Raw genomic sequence first — 16,373 nt, forward strand, 5'->3', positions numbered from 1 at the left:
GGGTGGCCGCCCCAGATCGCGCCCTGGTCGTGTTTGTCGACCACGACGTTGCGCAGCCGGTTCGAGAACGTGTCGTACACGAGCAATGCCCAGCCGCTCGCCGCGGAGGCCGCCGCCTCGAACTCGCCCTTCCACGCCTCGTAGGAGCCGAAGTCCTCCTCGATCTGCTCCGCCAGCGCGCCCGACGGCTCGTCGCCGCCCGCCGGGCTCATGTTCTGCCAGAACAGGTCGTGGAGGATGTGCCCCGACGAATTGTGTGTCACGTTCCGCATGGCGCCGCCCGACGACGAGAAGTCGCCCGCGTCGCGGTTCTCCTCGAGCGTCTCCTCGGCCGCGTTCCACCCGTTCACGTACCCCTGATGGTGGGTGTCGTGATGCCATTCCAGCACCTGCTCGGAAATGTGCGGCTCTAACGCGTCGTACTCGTACGGTAACGGATCGAGTTCGTAGCTCATCGTTGAATCACCTGTCCCTAACATGTGCCGGTATCCTGTTAAAGATAATGCGGCACACGATACCACGCGTCATCGGACGCGGCGGGTCTCGATCGCCGCGGATCGAGAGCGCTACGCTCGCGGTTCAGGCCGACGCGGATCGTGGGAGCGGGCCGGTCGGTCTCGGCGTCGATCCGAGACGTAACTGATAGCGGTTTCTCGACACCGACACGGGACGCGCACATGCGCCGTGCGCTTACGGTGGGACTGGGATTCGAACCGATGCGAGACGGTCGCCCTCACGATGTTCGGGCGCTGCGACTCGCAGGCTTCGAATCTCCGCACGAGACGCGCGCGACACGGAGTGCGTCGCGCGCTTACGGTGGGACTGGGATTCGAACCCAGGAAGCCGTGAGGCTACCGGTTTTCAAGACCGGCGCAATGGGCCACTCTGCCATCCCACCGCACCCGGACCGTCGGGAGCGTCCGACTAAGGGGTGTCGGTGTCGCCCGATCCGTCGGGGTCACTCGAAGACGGCCACGAGATCGCCCGCCTCGACTGGATTCGGTAGCTCGGACCGGATCTCCGAACGGCTCCTGTCGCGCGGGTCGTCGAGTTCGACCCGCGCCGCGCCGGTAGCGTCGACCGCGTACAGGACCGCCGAGAACCCGATGTCGGCCTGCCACATCCCCCCGTCGCCGTCGACGCCCGCCGTGGCGCCGCCGGCGTACCGCAGGTACACGAGCCGACCGCCCCCGTCGCGGTCGAACCCTTCGATCCGGTCCGTCCGGTAGTCGACGCTCAAGACGTGCCCCGATCCGGTCCGGTCACAGAGGATCTCGTGCGTGAGGTACGCCTCCTCGAACGCCGGGACGTAGTCGGCGATCGCGGCCTCCTCGACCGACACCGTCTCCTCGGCCGACGACGCCTCCCCGACCGCTGCCGGCGAAGCCGGGTACGGGACCGTCGCGGCGGTCTCGAACTCGCGCGTCTCGCCGCCGACGTCGACGTCGATCACCGCCGACTCGACCTCGCACCCCGGACGGTCCGGCTCGGGAGTTCCCTCAGTGTCGTCGCCGTCGGCGTCGCCCGTGGCGTCTCCCGCGAACCCCTCCGCGACCGACGGGGCATCGCTTTCGCCGGTTCCGTCGGTCGGGACACCCGCACAGCCGGCGAGGCCGATCGCGGAGGCCGCGGCGATTCCGGTGAGTACGGAGCGTCGTCTCATCGGAGGAACGGTGTCGCGCCGGAGGGATATACGTACCCGAGGGACAAACGGACGCTTTAGTCGTCGGTGTCGGTCGCGTCGGTCGCGCCGGCCGTGTGCGTCGCCTCGCCGCTTCCGCCGGTTCCCCGAAGCCGGTAGTGGATCGCGAAGACGACGAGGGCGGCGAGGACCGGCGGCACGACGCCGGCGATCTGCGGGAGCCCGTAGAGGGCGCCGACGACGGCCGATTCGGTCGGCTCGCGGAGCGCCGCCGGCGCGGAGATGACCATCCCGACGTACAGCGAGACGAGGAACAGGAACCCGCCGTACGCGAGCTTCCGGTCGTACCCCGGTTTCACGGGGTCGCCGCGGCGGTGCCGGCGGGCGACGAACAGCAGGGGCGCGAGCAGCGGCGCGACCGCGGCGAACCCGGCGATCACGTACAGCGACCGCGAGAACAGGAACGTCCCGCCCTGCACGTCCGCGGTCTCGGCCATCCAGACGACGAGCGCGAGAGCGACGACCGTCGCGATCAGCCCGGCCGCGAGCGCCCCGATCACGCCGTATACGCGCATGGTCCACGACTCCGTCTCGCGGATCGCGTAGGGGATCGCACCGAACACCCCGCGGTAGCTGTCTGCCATCGGCGGCGCTACGGCCGAGGGCGAATTAAACCCCTCGTCGCCGCCCGCGATCACCACGGGAGCGCGGGTCGGGTCCGTCGCCCCGTCGACCGCGACGCCGGCGGACGTGAGCTTTTATACCTCGCGGCGGGACCACCTCACGTGGGCCTGTACGACACGTACCTCGCCGTCCGTCACCGCCTCCACGACGCCGATCCGCCCGAACACGTCGCCATCGTCATCACCGAGCGCGACCTCCTCGCCGACGGCGCGTTCGACACCCTCTCGGCCGCGCTCGGGTGGGCCTTCGAGTACGGCGCGGAACGCGTCACCGTCTCGGTGTCCGTGCTCGACGCCGCCGTCGTCCCGACGCTCGTCCGCGAACTCCGTCAGGTCGACGCCCCCCGGCGGCTCGTCGTTCGGGGGCCGGAAGACGCGGCGCTCGACGGGGGTGCGACCGGTTCCGGAAGCGATGCTCGAAGCCGCTCGGGACGGGGAGCGCGCGACGAGCGACCGGACGACGCGCCGATCCGGATCACGGTCGGGCTCGGCGGGAAAGCGGAGTTCGCGGCCGCAGTCCGTGAGATCGCGGCCGACGTGGACGCCGGCGAGCTCGATCCGGAGTCGATCGACGCTGCCGACGTCTCGGACCGGCTGGTGTTCCCCGAGGAGCCGGACCTCGTGATCAAGACCGGCGCCGAGCGGCTCTCGGACTTCGCGATCTGGCAGTCGGTGTACGCCGAGCTCTACTTCACCGACGTGAACTGGCGAGATTTCAGAAAACGAGATTACCTCCGGGCGGTCCTCGACTTCCAAGACCGGCAGCGGCGGTTCGGTCGATAGGCGGACGCGGGGGAACGCGTTCGCGCCCTACCAGACGAACCGGAACAGGATCGTGAACGTGACGAGCGCCCCGACGGTCGAGAGGATCGGGACGACGTTCTGCATCAGCACGACGCGCGCGCTCGTGGTCGGGTTGAACAGGTCGGCGGCGGAGGGGATGTCCGACGGGTCGCCCTCGCCGATCGGTCCCGTCTCGTCGGCCTTCAGCGCGCCCACCGAGACTTTCGGCTCCTTCTCGCCGCTGATCCCCTGTCTGACCGTCACGGTCCGGGTCGCGCGTCCCCACCCGAGGCCGACGATCGACATCGTCGCGATGATGACGAACGACGCCGGGATTCCCACCGCCGAGAGGCTGATGACGATCCCGGAGGAGACGCAGGCGACGACGATCGCCGCGGTCAGCGGGAGGTCGGTGATATCGTTGCCGAGCGTGTCGAGGGTCCGGCGCGCGATCGTGAAGGCCCCGACCGCGACCGCGGCGCTCCCGAGGAGGATCATCGGCGTCATCTCGACGTTGTCGAGCGCGACGAGCGGCGCGATCGCGTTCGCGATGTTCGACGTGCCCGAGGAGAAGGCCATCAGACAGCCGATCGCGATGACGACGAACCCGCCGACCAGCTCGCGGCGCGTCGTGTTCGGACCCGGTACGGGCTTCGGGACGATCCCCGACCGGTCGAACTGGAACAGCGCGCCGTCGGTGCTCTCGATCGCCACCCAGCTGTCGATCGCGGGGTAGAAGTACCGCCCGACGACGCCCGAGACCCAGAACCCGATGATCGGCGCGACGATCCACCAGATGGCGATCTCGCCCATCACGGCCCGATCGAGGGTGCCCGTCGCCAGCCCGAGTCCCGCGATGGCGCCGACCGCCGTCATCGACGTCGACGCGGGCACGCCGGCGAAGTTGCCGACGAACAGCGCGCCGCCGATGAAAAAGAGGACGACGATGCTCGTCTCCAGCGTGAACACGCTGCCGCCGGTGACTAGGTCCTCGCCGAGCGTCGTCACGACGCGCTGGCCCAGCGTCCCGGCACCGACGAAGAAGAACACCGACATCAGCGCCGCGGCGCCGGCCTTCGATATCACGTCCGCACCCACCGCCGGTCCGAACGCCGGGCCGGTCGTCGCGCCGCCGATATTGTACCCGACGAACGCCGCGACCACGAACCCGACGAGAAGCAGAAGCTCGACCATACGCTCGACACAACGACACACGACGGGTTAAGCGAACAGGTTCACGCCCCCGACGGGTCGGTGCGCGGCCGGGGGCCGACGGCGCGATCCGAACGCTACTCGTCGGCCGCGACCGACTCGACGACCTCGACGCTCCCGGTGAGCTGTCGGTGGACGTACGGGATGTCGATGCCGGCCTCGTCGAACGCCTCCTTCACCGCGGTGACGTACTCCGAGCGCACGCGGACGAAGTCGCCGCGGTCGGGCTCGTCGATCCACCAGCGACACTGGAGCCCCACGTCGGAGTCGCCGAGGCTCACGAGCCGGACCGAGGGCGCGGGGTCGTCGAGGATATCCTCGTGGGCCTCCGCCTTCTCGACGATGATGTCGGTGGCCCGTGAGATGTCGTCGTCGTAGCCGATCCCGAAGACGAACTTCTGGCGCAGCGTCTCGTAGGCGACCGGATTGGTGACGGCGTTGTTCGCCAGATCGCCGTTCGGCACCGTGATCCGCTCGTTATCGAAGGTCCGGACCCGAGAGACTCGTAGGTCGATATCTTCGACGCGGCCGGCGTTCCCGTTCCACTCGATCCAGTCGCCGACCTCGAACGGCTTGTCCTTCAGGATGAAGATCCCGGCGACGAAGTTGCCGAGGAGGTCCTGCGCCGCGAAGCCGACCGCGAGCGCGATGGCGCCGCCGAAGACGGCGAACGCCGAGAGGAACGCGCCGTAGCCGGCGACCGTGAACCCGATCGCGATCGCCGCGACCCACACGATCGCGTTAGCGACTCTCGTCCCGAGGCTCCGGACCGCGTCGTCGAACCCCCGCGACCCGAGGACCCGGCGTACACCCGGAACGAACGCGTACTTCCCGAACAACAACACGGCGAGGAAACCGGCGACGAAGCCGGCCACCGCCGTCGCGATGCCGGCGAGGTCGACCGCGCTCGCGATCGCGTCGAGCTGTAGGAGTACCATCGTCCCCCCATTCGGAGGGGTATTTAAAGAAGCTACTGGCAGCGCAGTTGTTTATCCGGGGTCCGCCGCCGGTCGAGCGTTTCCCGATCGTCGCGGGGCGCGCGGGATCGGTCGCATCCTCGTGCCCGCCGCCGCTCAGTCACCGTGCGCCGGTCGAGGGTCGAGCGGACCGTCTCCCCTCGCGACGCCTCGGAGGCGACGCCCGTGCGGGTCGTCGACGCGCATCCGGTCGCGGACCGCCGCTGGGACCCACGCGTCGCGGCTCGTCGGCGCCGGGGCGGGAGCGACGCCGGCCGGCCCGAGCCCGTCGGGGAGGTACCGCGCGTAGGTCGGGAGCCGCTCGCGCAGCGGCATTCCACCCGCGTCGGCGACCGCCCGGAGGCCGTCGAGATCGGGCCACGCGTAGTCGGGGTTGACGTAGTCGTCGGTGACGGGGGAGACGCCGCCGAGGTCGTCGATCCCGCAGTCGACGAGGTCGGCCGCGGGCGAGAGGTTCGGCGGCACCTGCACCGACACCTCCGGCGGGAGCGCGGCCCGCGCCATCGCGACGACCCGGCGCATCGTTCCGAGATCGGGCTTCGCGAAGTCCGACCGCTCGTTCGGGACGACGTTCTGGACGATCACCTCCTGAACGTGGCCGTGTCGCTCGTGGAGCTCGCGGATCGCGAGCAGGCTCTCCGCGCGGTCGCGCGGGTCCTCGCCGATGCCGACCAGAATTCCGGTCGTGAACGGGACGCCCTGCCGGCCGGCCGCGCGGATCGTGTTGAGCCGCTGGCCGGGGGTCTTTCGTCGGCCCCCCGAATGCGCGTCGACGTCGGCGGTCGTCTCCAGCATGACGCCCATCGACGCGTTCACGTCGCGGAGGTCGGCGAACTGGCTTTCGGTGAGGTCGCCCGGGTTCGAGTGCGGGAGCAGCCCCTCCTCCAAGGCGATCTCGCAGGCGCGGCGGAGGTACTCCACGATCGAGTCGTACCCCCACTCGTCGAGCTGGTCGTGGACCGCGGCGTACCGGTCGTCGGGCTCGTCGCCGAAGGTGAACAGCGCCTCCGTGCAGCCGGCGTCGGCCCCGACGCGACAGCGCCGCCGGACCTCCTCGGGCGACAGCAGCGACGCCTCGCCGGGCACGTCGTAGTAGGTGCAGTACGTGCAGGTGTACCGGCACGCGGTCGTCAGCGGAACGAAGACGTTCCGGGCGAACGTGAGCCGGTCTGCGGGCTCGACGTCGTCCGGGGTGACCGAGAGCAGTCGCTCGACGCGCTCGGCGTCGGGCTCGATCCCGATCCCGTACTCCTCGGCGGCCGCGAACACGTTCGCCTCTCGCCGCCGGGACTCAAAAAGGATCGCGGTCGCGGATCTGACCGCGCTGGCGGCTCGGTCCCGACCCGACTCCCCGGCTACTCCCGCTCGACGCCGACCCGCCCGTCCGTCGCATCGAGCGCGAAGCCGGCGTCGCGGAGCCACCGCGCCGCTCTCCCGCCGTCGCCGGCGTCGGCGGCGTCAGCCTCGGCGTGGATCAGAAGCTCCGCGAGGTCGGCCGGTTCGTCGGCGTCGGTCGCGAGCCGGTGGGAGTCGACGCTTGCGACGCTCGCGCCGATCTCCTCGGCGATCCGGCGGTGGTCGAGGTAGGAGGCGCCGTGGTAGTCGACCCGGAACGCCGGCCGCCCGACGACCAGCGCGTTCGTCCCGCCGCCGCGCCCGGGAGCGATCGCCACGTCGGCCTCGCGGCCGGCCGCGAACAGCTGCCGCAGGGCGTCCGGCGTCGCGAGCGCGAGGTCGGCCATGACGACGGCGACGCGTTCGGCGGCGTCGCCGTCGTCTCCGCCGTCTCCGCCGTCTCCGAGTCGGGCGTCGAGCGCCGCGTTGACCGCCTCCGTCAGCGGGCGGTCGTCGACCGTCACCGGACAGGGGAGGTCGGCGTCGACCGCGCCGGTCGCCAACACCCGCGGTTCGGCGCCGGCCGCCGCGACCGCGTCGAGCACGTCCCGGAGCATCGCCCGCGCGAACGCGGCGCGCTCGGCGGGGGAGAGGACGGCGGAGAGTCTCGACTTGGGGCGGTCGGTCGAAAACGGGACGAGGACCTCCATCGGGAGGTCGCCCTAGAACAGGGATTCCAGCTCGTCGCTGTCGTCGCTGACGAGCTCGTCGAGGTTCTCGTCGCTCTCCTCGCGGATCTCGTCTAAGTTGTCCTGCGCCTCGATGGCGACCTGCTGGAGCTCCTTGATCCGCGGGACGTTGGTGACGCCCGCGAGCAGGATGACGGTCGCGACGAAGCCGGCGCCGCGGTACGGGTAGTCGCCGCCCCGGACCTCCATCGAGCCGGTCTGCTCTTCGAGCCACTTCCGGCCGCGCTCGATACCCTTCCGGTTGAGGTACTCCGGCGGTCCCGCGAGCACGAGGAGCGCGCGCTCGGCGCCCTCGATCTCACAGGGAAGCGTGAGCCGCCCCAGCGCCGCCTTCCGGACGAGGCTGGTGATCCGGTTCGTGGTGTGCGCGCTGTCGAGTTCGTCGCCGTCGTCGTCGTTGCGGAGCCGCGAGAGCAGCCCGCCCGAGGTGCGCTCCTCGACCTCCTCCTCGGCGTAGCCGACCGTGGAGACGCCGCCGCCAGAGAGCGTGTTGATGATCTCCGAGGAGTCGACGACGCTCTCGGCCACCTCTTGACCCTGCTGGATCTCGCCCGCGCCGAAGAGGATACCGAACCGCCGGACGATCTCCTCGTTGATCTCCTCGTAGCCGCCCTGCACGGACTCGCCGGTCTTCCGCCAGGCGTCGTTGTCGAACACCATCAGGTTGTCCACCTCGCGGACGAACGTCTGGAACGAGCGGGCCGCGTTGAGGGTGTAGATGCCACCCTCGTCGCTGCCCGGCAGGATGCCGAGCCCGTAGACTGGCTCGGTGTAGATCCGCTTGAGGTGTTTCGCGAGCACCGGCGCGCCGCCGGAGCCGGTCCCGCCGCCGAGCCCGGCGACGACGAGGAACGCGTCGACCTCGTGGACCGGGATCGAGTCGATCGCGCCCTGCACCTCGTCGATGTCCTCCTCGGCGATCTCCGCGCCGAGCTCGTTGTCGGCGCCGACGCCGTGGCCCTTCACCCGCGACTGGCCGATGAGCACGCGCTGGTCCTCGGAGATGTGCTCGAGGCCCATGAGGTCGGCCTTGGCCGTGTTGACGGCCGCGGCCGCACGGACGATCTCCGACCCCGTCCGCTTGTCGTACTCCAAGAACTTGTCGACAACTTTCCCCCCCGCCTGTCCGAATCCGATCATTGCAAGTTTCATCGTATGCTCCCTCCGCCTTTGGAATGAACAGAACGTGATCGCGTATTTAAGCCTTCGGTTGCCGTTATTACCCGTGATATCCGATTCGTTGACACGAACGCCCGGACGGTTCCCGGTCCGCCGGTCGCGCGGCGTCGCCGTCCCTCGGACCGCTTCCGATTCGTCCGGAGCCGCGCCGGAGCCGCGCCGGATCGGGATCGCGGCGCCTCGACCGTCGCCGCCATCACGCCACCCCGAGGTGCGCTCCGAGAGTGGTCAGTTCGGCGGGGTCGACGCCGAACGCCGCCACGTCGTTGTCGGCGGTCGTGTTGTCGAACTTCAGCGACCGGTACTGGTCGGCCCCCATCGGGAACCCCGGGACGGCGCCGAGGACGCTGAGCCCGATCCGGGCGAGCGGCATCGGCAGGGGGACGATCGTGACCCCCTTCTTCTCGGCCTCGTACACGAGGTCGGTCACCTCGCGCAGGGTCAGGGTCTCCGGTCCGCCGACCTCGTACGTCTCGCCGACGTGCTCGTCCTCCTCCAGCGCCGCGACCAGCATCGGGACGAGGTCCTCGACGTGGATCGGCTGGAAACGGGTTTTCCCGCCGCCCGGAAGCGGGTACAGCGGGACGCCCGGCGCGAACATCCCCTTCAGCCGCTTGGTGAACGAGACGAACTCGCCGCCCTCGCCAAAGACGACCGACGGCCGGAAGATCGTCCAGTCGAGGCCGCTCTCGCGGACGATCGCCTCGGCTTCGCCCTTCGCGCGGATGTAGGCGGTGTCGCCGTCGGCGTCGGCCCCGAGCGCGCTCAGTTGGAGGAACCGCCCGGCGCCGCCCTCCTCGGCGGCGCGCACGAGGTTCTCCGTGCCGCCCCGGTGAATCCGGTCATGCATGACGTTCCCGCCCTTCGGCTCGAACAGCGGCGAGAGCGCGACGAGGTTCACCACCGCGTCCTGCCCCTCGACCACCCCGGCGATCGAGTCGTAGTCGGTGACGTCGCCCGTCGCGGACGCGACCCCCTCGGGGGTGTCGCTCGACGATCGCGAGAGGGCCGTCACCTCGTGCCCTCCGTCCGCGAGCGCGCGGCAGAGATACGACCCGATGAATCCGGTTCCGCCGGCTACCAACACTCTCATGCGCTTTACGTCGGACGGAACGTCCGTAAACCTACCGCGGCGTCAGACGCGGCTGCGGGCGGTTCGGATCGGTCGCTCCGACTCGCCTCGATGACCCGAATCAGTCCCTCTCGTCCGGTTCGGAGACAGTCAACACCGGCACCGGAGACGTGCGGACGGTGCGCTCGGCGACGCTCCCGAGCAGGTACCGCTCGACCCCGGTCCGCCCCTGCGTCCCCATGACCACGAGGTCGATGTCGTTCTCGTCGACGTACGCCTCGATCCCGCGCGCCGCGGACGACCCGACCTCGACCGCCTCCACGGCCTCGATGCCCGCCTCCTCGGCGGTCGCCGCCGCCTCCGCGACCGTCTCCTCGGCCCCCTCGACCAGCGCGTCCACGCCCGCGTACCCCTCGATCCCGACGCTCCCCACGCCGACGACCGAGAGGACGTGGACCGTCGCGCCCGCGCGGTCGGCGAGCGCCAGCGCCCGGTCGAGCGCGTCGCCGGCGCGCTCGCTCCCGTCCGTCGGCACGAGGACGTTCCGGTAGGGGTACCGCATCGTCTCGCCGTCGGGCCGAACGCTGAGCACCGGCACGGTCGACTCCCGGACGACGCGCTCGGTGGTGCTCCCGAGGAGCAGGCGGTCGAACCCCGTCCGGCCGCGGGTCGGCATGGCGACGAGATCTATCCCGTACTCCCCGGCGTACGCCGCGATCGTCTCGGCGACGCCGCCCTGTAGCACATCGGTCACCGTCTCGACGCCCCGGTCGGCGGCGCGGTCCGCGGCCGCCTCGACGACCTCCTCGCCCTCGCGTTCGAGCACGTCGACGACCTCGCCGCCGATCCGCGTGACGCTGTCGTGGGTCGTGTCGGCGACGTTGAGGACGTGGACGGTCGCACCGTGGTCGGCGGCCAGATCGAGGACGTGATCGAACGCGGCGCTCGCCCCGTCGCCGCCGTCGGTCGGGAACAGGATGCGGTCGAACATACGCCCACGGTCGCGGCCTGCGGGTAAAAAGGGCCGCGGCGGTTCGCGCTCTCGGGAACGCGACCACGGCGGTTCGCGCTCGCAGGGATGCGCCGCGGCGGTTCGTCTCGGCGGGGAACTGCCGGCGTCAGGCGCCGCCCGTGGCGTCGGTCCCGTCGGTCGCTTCGCCGCCCCCGTTCCCGTGTCCGTCACTCCCCCCGTCGACCGCCTCGATCCGGACCGTCGAGATCCGGGCGCCGTCGACGGCCGTGACCTCGAAGACGTAGTCGCCGGCCGCGACCGCGTCCCCGGTCTCCGGGGTGCGGCCGAGCCGATCGAGCACGAGCCCGCCGAGCGTCTCGAACCCGTCGCCGTCGAAGTCGGTGCCGAGCGCGTCGTTGACGACGGACAGCGACACCGAGCCGTCGGCCTCGTAGGCCCCCGCGCCGGTCTTCCGGATCGTGTGCTCGCCGCGGTCGGCGTCGAACTCGTCGCGGAGGTCGCCGACGAGCGCCTCGACCGCGTCCTCGACGGTGGCGATCCCCTCGAAGGCGCCCCACTCGTCGACGACCGCGGCCATCTGCCGGCGCTCGTCGCGGAACTGCACGAGGAGGTCGCTCAGCGACGTGGTCTCGGGGACGATCACGAGGTCGCGCGCGAGGTCGCCGGCGGTGACCGACTCGTCGCCCGCCTCGCCCGCGCGCAGCACGTCCTTCACGTCGACGAAGCCGACCACGCGGTCCGCGTCGTCGGCCGCCACCACCGGGTAGCGCGTGTGGCCCGCGTCGAGCACGGTCGCGCGGATCGCGGCGAGGTCCGCGTCCGCCGGGACGCTCCGCACGTCCGGTCGCGGGACCATCGCCTCTCGGACCACGGTGTCGTCGAGCTCGAAGACGGCGTCGATCATCTCGACCTCGGCGTCGGCGACGTGTCCCGCCTCGCCGGAGCGCGCGAGCACGCGGCGGATCTCCCGCTCCTCCATCGTCTCGTCCGTCTCCGAGGCCGGCGGGACGCCGATCATGCGCGTGAAGGCGTTGGCCGCCCCGTTGAACACGACGATGCCGGGCGAGAACAGGTAGTAGGAGAGCTTCATCGGCGGCGCCAGGAGCATCGCGACGCGCTCCGCCTGCGCGATGGCGATCGTCTTCGGCGCCAGCTCGCCGAACACGACGTGGAGGAAGGTGATGACGCTGAACCCGATCGCGAACGCGACGAGGTGGACGAGGTTCGCGGGGAGCAGCGGGCCGAGCACCGGCTCGATCAGCGCGGCGACCGCGGGCTCGCCGATCCACCCGAGGCCGAGCGACGCGATCGTGATCCCGAGCTGTGTCGCCGCGAGGTAGTCGTCGAGGCTCCCCATCACGTCCTGGAGCGCCCCGGAGCCGGGCCGCCCCTCCGCGACCAGCTGCTCGACCGAGGTGGCGCGGACGCGGACGAACGCGAACTCGGCGGCGACGAAGAAGCCGTTCAAGGCGACCAACACGAGCGCCGCGACCACCCGGGTGACGGAGATCGCGACGTCTACCATCGGCGCCTCCGCGGCGCGAGAGCGTGACGGGTGTGACGGGTGTCGCGGGTGTCGGCGACCATGCCGGCGGTTCCACGCGGAGCCACTAAAAAGGGAGTCCGTCGCAACCCGCGCCGTTTATTCCTCGTCGCGCCGGAGCGCGACCATGCTGATCACGCTGGAGGGGCTCGACGGAAGCGGGAAGACCACCGTCTGGGAGGCGCTCCACGACGTGTACCCCGACGCGACGTTCACCCGCGAGCCCACCGACAGCTGGTACGGCGAGGCGGTCGACCGCTCGATCGCGACCGACGACGCCGACCCGCTCGCGGAGCTGTTCCTGTTGACGGCCGACCACGCGGACCACCTCTCGGGGACGATCGAGCCCGCGCTCGCCGACGGCGACCTCGTGATCTCCGACCGCTACTCCGACTCGCGGTTCGCGTATCAGGCGGCGACGCTCGCGGCCAGCGACGTCGACATCGACCGCCCGCTGGAGTACATAAGGGGCATTCACGCCGCCTTCTCGCGGCCGCCGGACGCGACGATATACCTCGATCTGGACGCGAGAGAGGCCGCCGAGCGCGCGGGCCGGACGAACAAGTTCGAGCAGGACGGCTACCTCGCCGCGGTCCGGAAAAACTACGAGCGGCTGATCGACGCCGAGCCGGGGCAGTTCGTCCGCGTCGACGCCTCGCGGTCGCCGGAGGCGGTCATCGCGCGGGTCGAGGAGGTCGTCGCCGAGTTGGTCGAGGAGTAGGCCGCGGCGTCGCTTTCTGCGGCGTCGCTTTCTGCGGCGTCGCCGTCAGTTCGTGTCCGGCAGTTCCACGTCGTCCGGGGACGGGACGTAGAGGTAATCGATCGCCGCCCCGAGCACGACGGGGAGCGCGACGAGCAGCGCGACGACCAGCGTCGGACTGCCGAGGTCGATCCCGATCCCGACGTTGAGGACGCCGGTGAACACCAGCATCGAGATCAGAAGCAGCATCGGGGTCAACACGAGGGTGTACACGACCGACCCCCACGAGGTGTTCAGCCGGAGCCTGAAAAAGCGTGTCGCCACCCCGGCGATAAGCGTGTGGAAGGCCACGAGGGCGACGAGGCTGACGAACCCGAACAGCGCGAGCATACCCGCCGTAGGGGTTCCCGCCATTTGCCCCTATCGGCCGGGGGCGGTCCGGGGGCACACGCGCCGGGACGGCTAGAACCCGCCGCCGCTGTTCCCCTGCTGGCGCGCCGCCGAGAGCAGTCCGTCGAGCGGCTCCGCGTACTCGTAGCCGGGGATGACGCCCTGCACGTACGTCCCCTCGACGAAGTCGATCAGCGCGCCGGCGTCGTCGACGCCGCGCCGCTCGTTGATCTCGGTCAGCTCGAAGTCGATCTCGATCTCGTCGTCGCCGATCGACACGGTCGGGTCGAACTCGTGGTCGCCGCGGGTGACGCCGCCCACGTCGACGACGCGGAGTTCGAACGTCTCGATCCACCCCTCCTCGACCACGTCGGCGACCTCGTCGGCCGCCGTCGCGGAGAGGGTCGGCACCCGGACGGTCACCCCGAAGCTGACCCGGCCGTCCGCGGCGGGCTCGGCGCGCACCTCGGCGTCGAAGGGGGTCGTCTCCGCGGTCCAGACGCCGTCGCCCGCGGGCTCGAAGGAGCCGTGGTCCGCGAACGCGCGGCGGACGCGGTCCGACAGATCGGTCTCGCTCATACCGGGGCGTGGCGCGGCGCGACCAAAAGCGCGTTGCGTCGGGGACGAGCCGATCGGTCGGCGTCCGCGGGTCGTCCGCCCCGTCACCGGTAGTGGCACGCCGGGCCGGTACTGGTGCGCCTTTGTATCCGGACCGACGATGGCGGGTATGGCAGCGCAGTTCCGCTCGACTGAGGCGCTGATCGACGCGCTCGCGGACGCCTCCTTCGACCGTCCGCCGGCCCTCGTCAGCAACGCACACGTGACCGGACTCGGCGTCGCCCGCGCGCTCGACGCCCACGACGTGCCCGTGATCGCGCTCGACCGTCCCGGCGACGGCGCGAGCGCGGGCGGAGGCGACGGGGCCGGCGACGACGGCACCCGCCGCCACGACGGGCTCGCGCCCCCGTCCGACGCGGTCGACTTCGCGGGCGCGGTGACGTACCCCCTCGACGACCTCGACGGGTTCCGCGAGGACGTGGAGGCGATCGTCGACGCGATCGGCCGCGAGGCGGTCGCGTTCGGCTGTATGGACGAGTGGGCGCTGGCGTACGCGCGGGCGGACCCCGAGGGCGTCCGGCTCCCCTTCGCCGGGATCGACACGCTCGACGACGTGTTGAACAAGTCGGAGCTGTACGCGACCTGCGAGGCGCTCGGCGTCCCGTACCCCGAGACGTACCGGCTCGAAGAGACGGCGGACGCGGCGACGGGAACGCCGGACGCCGACGCCACCCTCGACGAGGCGGCCGAGGCGCTCGGCTTCCCGCTCGTCGTGAAACCCGAACTCAAGCGCGACTTCGAGGAAGCGTTCGGCACCAACGTGCTGGAGGTCGCCGACCGCGAGGAGTTCGCGGACGCGGTCGCGGCCGCCCGGGAGGCAGGGATCGCCGTGATGGCCCAGAATCGCGTCGACATCGCGACCGGGAAGGACCACTCGCTCGCGTCGTACGTCCCGCCCGCAGGCGTCGACGACGCGCTCGCCGTCGTCGGCAACGCCGCGGTGCGGTACCCCCAGCAGTTCGGCACCTCCTGTCTGGTGGAGACGGCGGACGAGCCGGAGATCGAGGCGCGCGCGCTGGCGGTGCTCGACGACGCCGGCTACCACGGGATCAGCGAGGCGGAGTTCGTCTACGACGCCGACCGCGAGGAGTTCCTCCTGCTCGACGTCAACACCCGGCCGTGGAAGTGGATCGGGATGCCGGTCGCCGCGGGCGCGAACCTCCCGATGGCGGCGTACGCCGCGGTCACCGACGCCGAGTACGAGTCGTCGGGCGTCGAGCCGACGCGGTGGGTGTACCTCCGCGACTACCTCGCGCTGCTCGCCGGCGACGACGCCTTCTGGGACCAGCTGTCTGTCGTCGACTGGCGGCGACTCGTCGCCGGCGACTTCGAGCGCGAGGGGGACCTGACGACCGGCGTCTACCGCCCCTCCGACCCCGCGCCGGCCGCGAACCTGTTCGAGACGGAGTTCGTCGACCGCGACTACTACTGCGCCTGCTGACGCCGTCGCGCCGGCGGTGCGGCGCTCTCGCGATGGCCGCATTTCCCCGGCGGCTGACCGGCTGGCGGGCGCACGGACTCGACGGGACGACGCGGATCGAACCGAATGAGACGCGTATCCTGATGATGCGCGTCGCGGGGGTCGTCGTCGCCGCCGTCGCTCTCGTGACGGGATTCGGCGCGTTCACGATACTCCCCTGAGCCGGCGTCGGCGAAGCGGACGCGAACCCTCCGAGAGCGTGATCGGGGAGCCTCGCTCGGGGCGGAGCGCGTGTGGGTCGCGGACCCGCGATCGCCCGCCGTTTAACTCCCCGGAGCGCGAGGGTCGACCATGCGCGTCGGCATCGTCTCCGACACCCACGACGACCTCGCCGCCGTCGAGGCGGCCGTAGCGCTGTTCGAACGCGAGGGCGTCGACGCCGTCGTCCACTGCGGCGACTTCGTCGCGCCCTTCTCCGTGACCCCGTTCGACGCCGGCGACGGCCCGGACGGCGGCTTCGACTTCTACGCCGTCCGGGGCAACAACGACGGGGAGTGGGCGGTCGGGTCGACCGTCGACGCCTTCGGCACCTATCTCGGCGAGGCGGGGACGCTCTCGTTCGGCGGCGGCTCCGATGCTGGCGACGGCACCCGCGATGCGGACGGCGGTGCCGTCGACGTCGCCGTGACTCACGGCACGAGCGCTGTCGTCGTCGACGCCCTCGTCGACTGCGGCGACCACGACTACGTGTTCCACGGTCACACCCACGCGCACGGGGTCGAGGAGCGGAACGGCACGGTGCGGGTGAACCCCGGCGGGCTCCCCATTCCGGTCGACGGCGCGGACGACGCCTTCCGGGTCGCGGTCCTCGACACCGACGCCCGCGACGAGCCCGCGGACCCCGACGCGGTGACCCACTACGAGCTCGACACGTAGCCGACCGCGGACGGGGCGGACTGACGGACGGGACGGACTGACGGACGGGACGGACTGACGGACGGGACGGACTGACGGACGGGACGGACTGACGGACGGGGCGGACTGACGGACGGGGCGGACTGACGGACGGGCAGCCTGGAGTCCCTTCCGTCGCCCGG

The 16,373-nt window shown here is 71.1% G+C and carries 18 protein-coding genes and 1 tRNA gene; 5 read left to right on the forward strand and 14 right to left on the reverse strand.

What is annotated here, in order from left to right:
* The 4 genes from sod to ESO89_RS14980 all read right to left on the reverse strand — a co-directional run.
* Positions 1-455: superoxide dismutase [Mn] (gene sod, locus ESO89_RS14965; protein WP_164932812.1), on the reverse strand; the 455-nt coding region annotated here is incomplete at its 3' end.
* Between the two features lie 359 nt (positions 456-814).
* A tRNA-Ser gene (locus ESO89_RS14970) sits at positions 815-898 on the reverse strand.
* Between the two features lie 60 nt (positions 899-958).
* On the reverse strand, positions 959-1,663 hold the full coding sequence (locus ESO89_RS14975; protein ID WP_128906262.1) for a hypothetical protein: 705 nt from the start codon (positions 1,661-1,663) through the stop codon (positions 959-961).
* 56 nt (positions 1,664-1,719) lie between these two features.
* Complete coding sequence (locus tag ESO89_RS14980) at positions 1,720-2,286, reverse strand: hypothetical protein (protein WP_128906263.1); 567 nt, start codon at positions 2,284-2,286, stop codon at positions 1,720-1,722.
* Positions 2,287-2,427: 141 nt separating this feature from the next.
* On the opposite strand from ESO89_RS14980, the gene ESO89_RS14985 reads away from it, so the two are divergent.
* Positions 2,428-3,108: an undecaprenyl diphosphate synthase family protein gene (locus tag ESO89_RS14985; protein WP_128906264.1), complete on the forward strand. Its 681-nt coding sequence runs from the start codon at positions 2,428-2,430 to the stop codon at positions 3,106-3,108.
* Between the two features lie 27 nt (positions 3,109-3,135).
* On the opposite strand, the gene ESO89_RS14990 is transcribed toward ESO89_RS14985, so the two are convergent.
* From ESO89_RS14990 to ESO89_RS15025, 8 genes are all read right to left on the reverse strand, one after another.
* Complete coding sequence (locus ESO89_RS14990) at positions 3,136-4,302, reverse strand: inorganic phosphate transporter (protein ID WP_128906265.1); 1,167 nt, start codon at positions 4,300-4,302, stop codon at positions 3,136-3,138.
* A gap of 95 nt (positions 4,303-4,397) precedes the next feature.
* Entirely contained in the window at positions 4,398-5,258 is an 861-nt protein-coding gene (locus ESO89_RS14995; RefSeq protein WP_128906266.1) for a mechanosensitive ion channel family protein, read from the reverse strand.
* Between the two features lie 135 nt (positions 5,259-5,393).
* On the reverse strand, positions 5,394-6,566 hold the full coding sequence (cofG, locus tag ESO89_RS15000) for a 7,8-didemethyl-8-hydroxy-5-deazariboflavin synthase subunit CofG (protein WP_128906267.1): 1,173 nt from the start codon (positions 6,564-6,566) through the stop codon (positions 5,394-5,396).
* A gap of 86 nt (positions 6,567-6,652) precedes the next feature.
* Positions 6,653-7,342, reverse strand: a complete 690-nt coding sequence (gene cofC, locus ESO89_RS15005; RefSeq protein ID WP_128906268.1) for a 2-phospho-L-lactate guanylyltransferase — start codon at positions 7,340-7,342, stop codon at positions 6,653-6,655.
* 12 nt (positions 7,343-7,354) lie between these two features.
* Positions 7,355-8,533: a tubulin/FtsZ family protein gene (locus ESO89_RS15010; RefSeq protein ID WP_206731776.1), complete on the reverse strand. Its 1,179-nt coding sequence runs from the start codon at positions 8,531-8,533 to the stop codon at positions 7,355-7,357.
* A gap of 223 nt (positions 8,534-8,756) precedes the next feature.
* Entirely contained in the window at positions 8,757-9,653 is an 897-nt protein-coding gene (locus tag ESO89_RS15015; RefSeq protein ID WP_128906269.1) for a complex I NDUFA9 subunit family protein, read from the reverse strand.
* A 100-nt stretch (positions 9,654-9,753) separates the two neighbouring features.
* Positions 9,754-10,623 (reverse strand): universal stress protein, encoded by an 870-nt coding sequence (locus ESO89_RS15020; protein ID WP_128906270.1) that lies wholly within the window; start codon positions 10,621-10,623, stop codon positions 9,754-9,756.
* 127 nt (positions 10,624-10,750) lie between these two features.
* Complete coding sequence (locus tag ESO89_RS15025; protein ID WP_128906271.1) at positions 10,751-12,130, reverse strand: hemolysin family protein; 1,380 nt, start codon at positions 12,128-12,130, stop codon at positions 10,751-10,753.
* 145 nt (positions 12,131-12,275) lie between these two features.
* Between ESO89_RS15025 and tmk the strand changes: the two genes are divergently transcribed.
* The gene (gene tmk / locus ESO89_RS15030) at positions 12,276-12,869 is read left to right on the forward strand and encodes a dTMP kinase (RefSeq protein ID WP_128906272.1); all 594 of its coding nucleotides are present in this window, start codon (positions 12,276-12,278) and stop codon (positions 12,867-12,869) included.
* A 45-nt stretch (positions 12,870-12,914) separates the two neighbouring features.
* Here the strand turns inward: tmk and ESO89_RS15035 are convergent, their stop codons facing one another.
* Both ESO89_RS15035 and ESO89_RS15040 read right to left on the reverse strand, forming a co-directional pair.
* Positions 12,915-13,238: a hypothetical protein gene (locus ESO89_RS15035; protein ID WP_128906295.1), complete on the reverse strand. Its 324-nt coding sequence runs from the start codon at positions 13,236-13,238 to the stop codon at positions 12,915-12,917.
* 72 nt (positions 13,239-13,310) lie between these two features.
* Positions 13,311-13,817, reverse strand: coding sequence for a DUF5813 family protein (locus ESO89_RS15040; RefSeq protein WP_128906273.1), 507 nt, complete (start codon positions 13,815-13,817; stop codon positions 13,311-13,313).
* Between the two features lie 148 nt (positions 13,818-13,965).
* Between ESO89_RS15040 and ESO89_RS15045 the strand changes: the two genes are divergently transcribed.
* The 3 genes from ESO89_RS15045 to ESO89_RS15055 all read left to right on the forward strand — a co-directional run bounded on the left by ESO89_RS15045 (position 13,966) and on the right by ESO89_RS15055 (position 16,212).
* Positions 13,966-15,297, forward strand: a complete 1,332-nt coding sequence (locus ESO89_RS15045) for a carboxylate--amine ligase (RefSeq protein WP_128906274.1) — start codon at positions 13,966-13,968, stop codon at positions 15,295-15,297.
* Entirely contained in the window at positions 15,285-15,497 is a 213-nt protein-coding gene (locus ESO89_RS15050; RefSeq protein ID WP_128906296.1) for a hypothetical protein, read from the forward strand. Before ESO89_RS15045 ends, ESO89_RS15050 begins: the two co-directional genes overlap by 13 nt.
* A 130-nt stretch (positions 15,498-15,627) precedes the next feature.
* Complete coding sequence (locus tag ESO89_RS15055; RefSeq protein WP_128906275.1) at positions 15,628-16,212, forward strand: YfcE family phosphodiesterase; 585 nt, start codon at positions 15,628-15,630, stop codon at positions 16,210-16,212.
* Positions 16,213-16,373: the final 161 nt, after the last annotated feature.

Origin of the sequence: Halorubrum amylolyticum (assembly GCF_004114995.1) — an archaeon.
Lineage (GTDB): Archaea > Halobacteriota > Halobacteria > Halobacteriales > Haloferacaceae > Halorubrum > Halorubrum amylolyticum.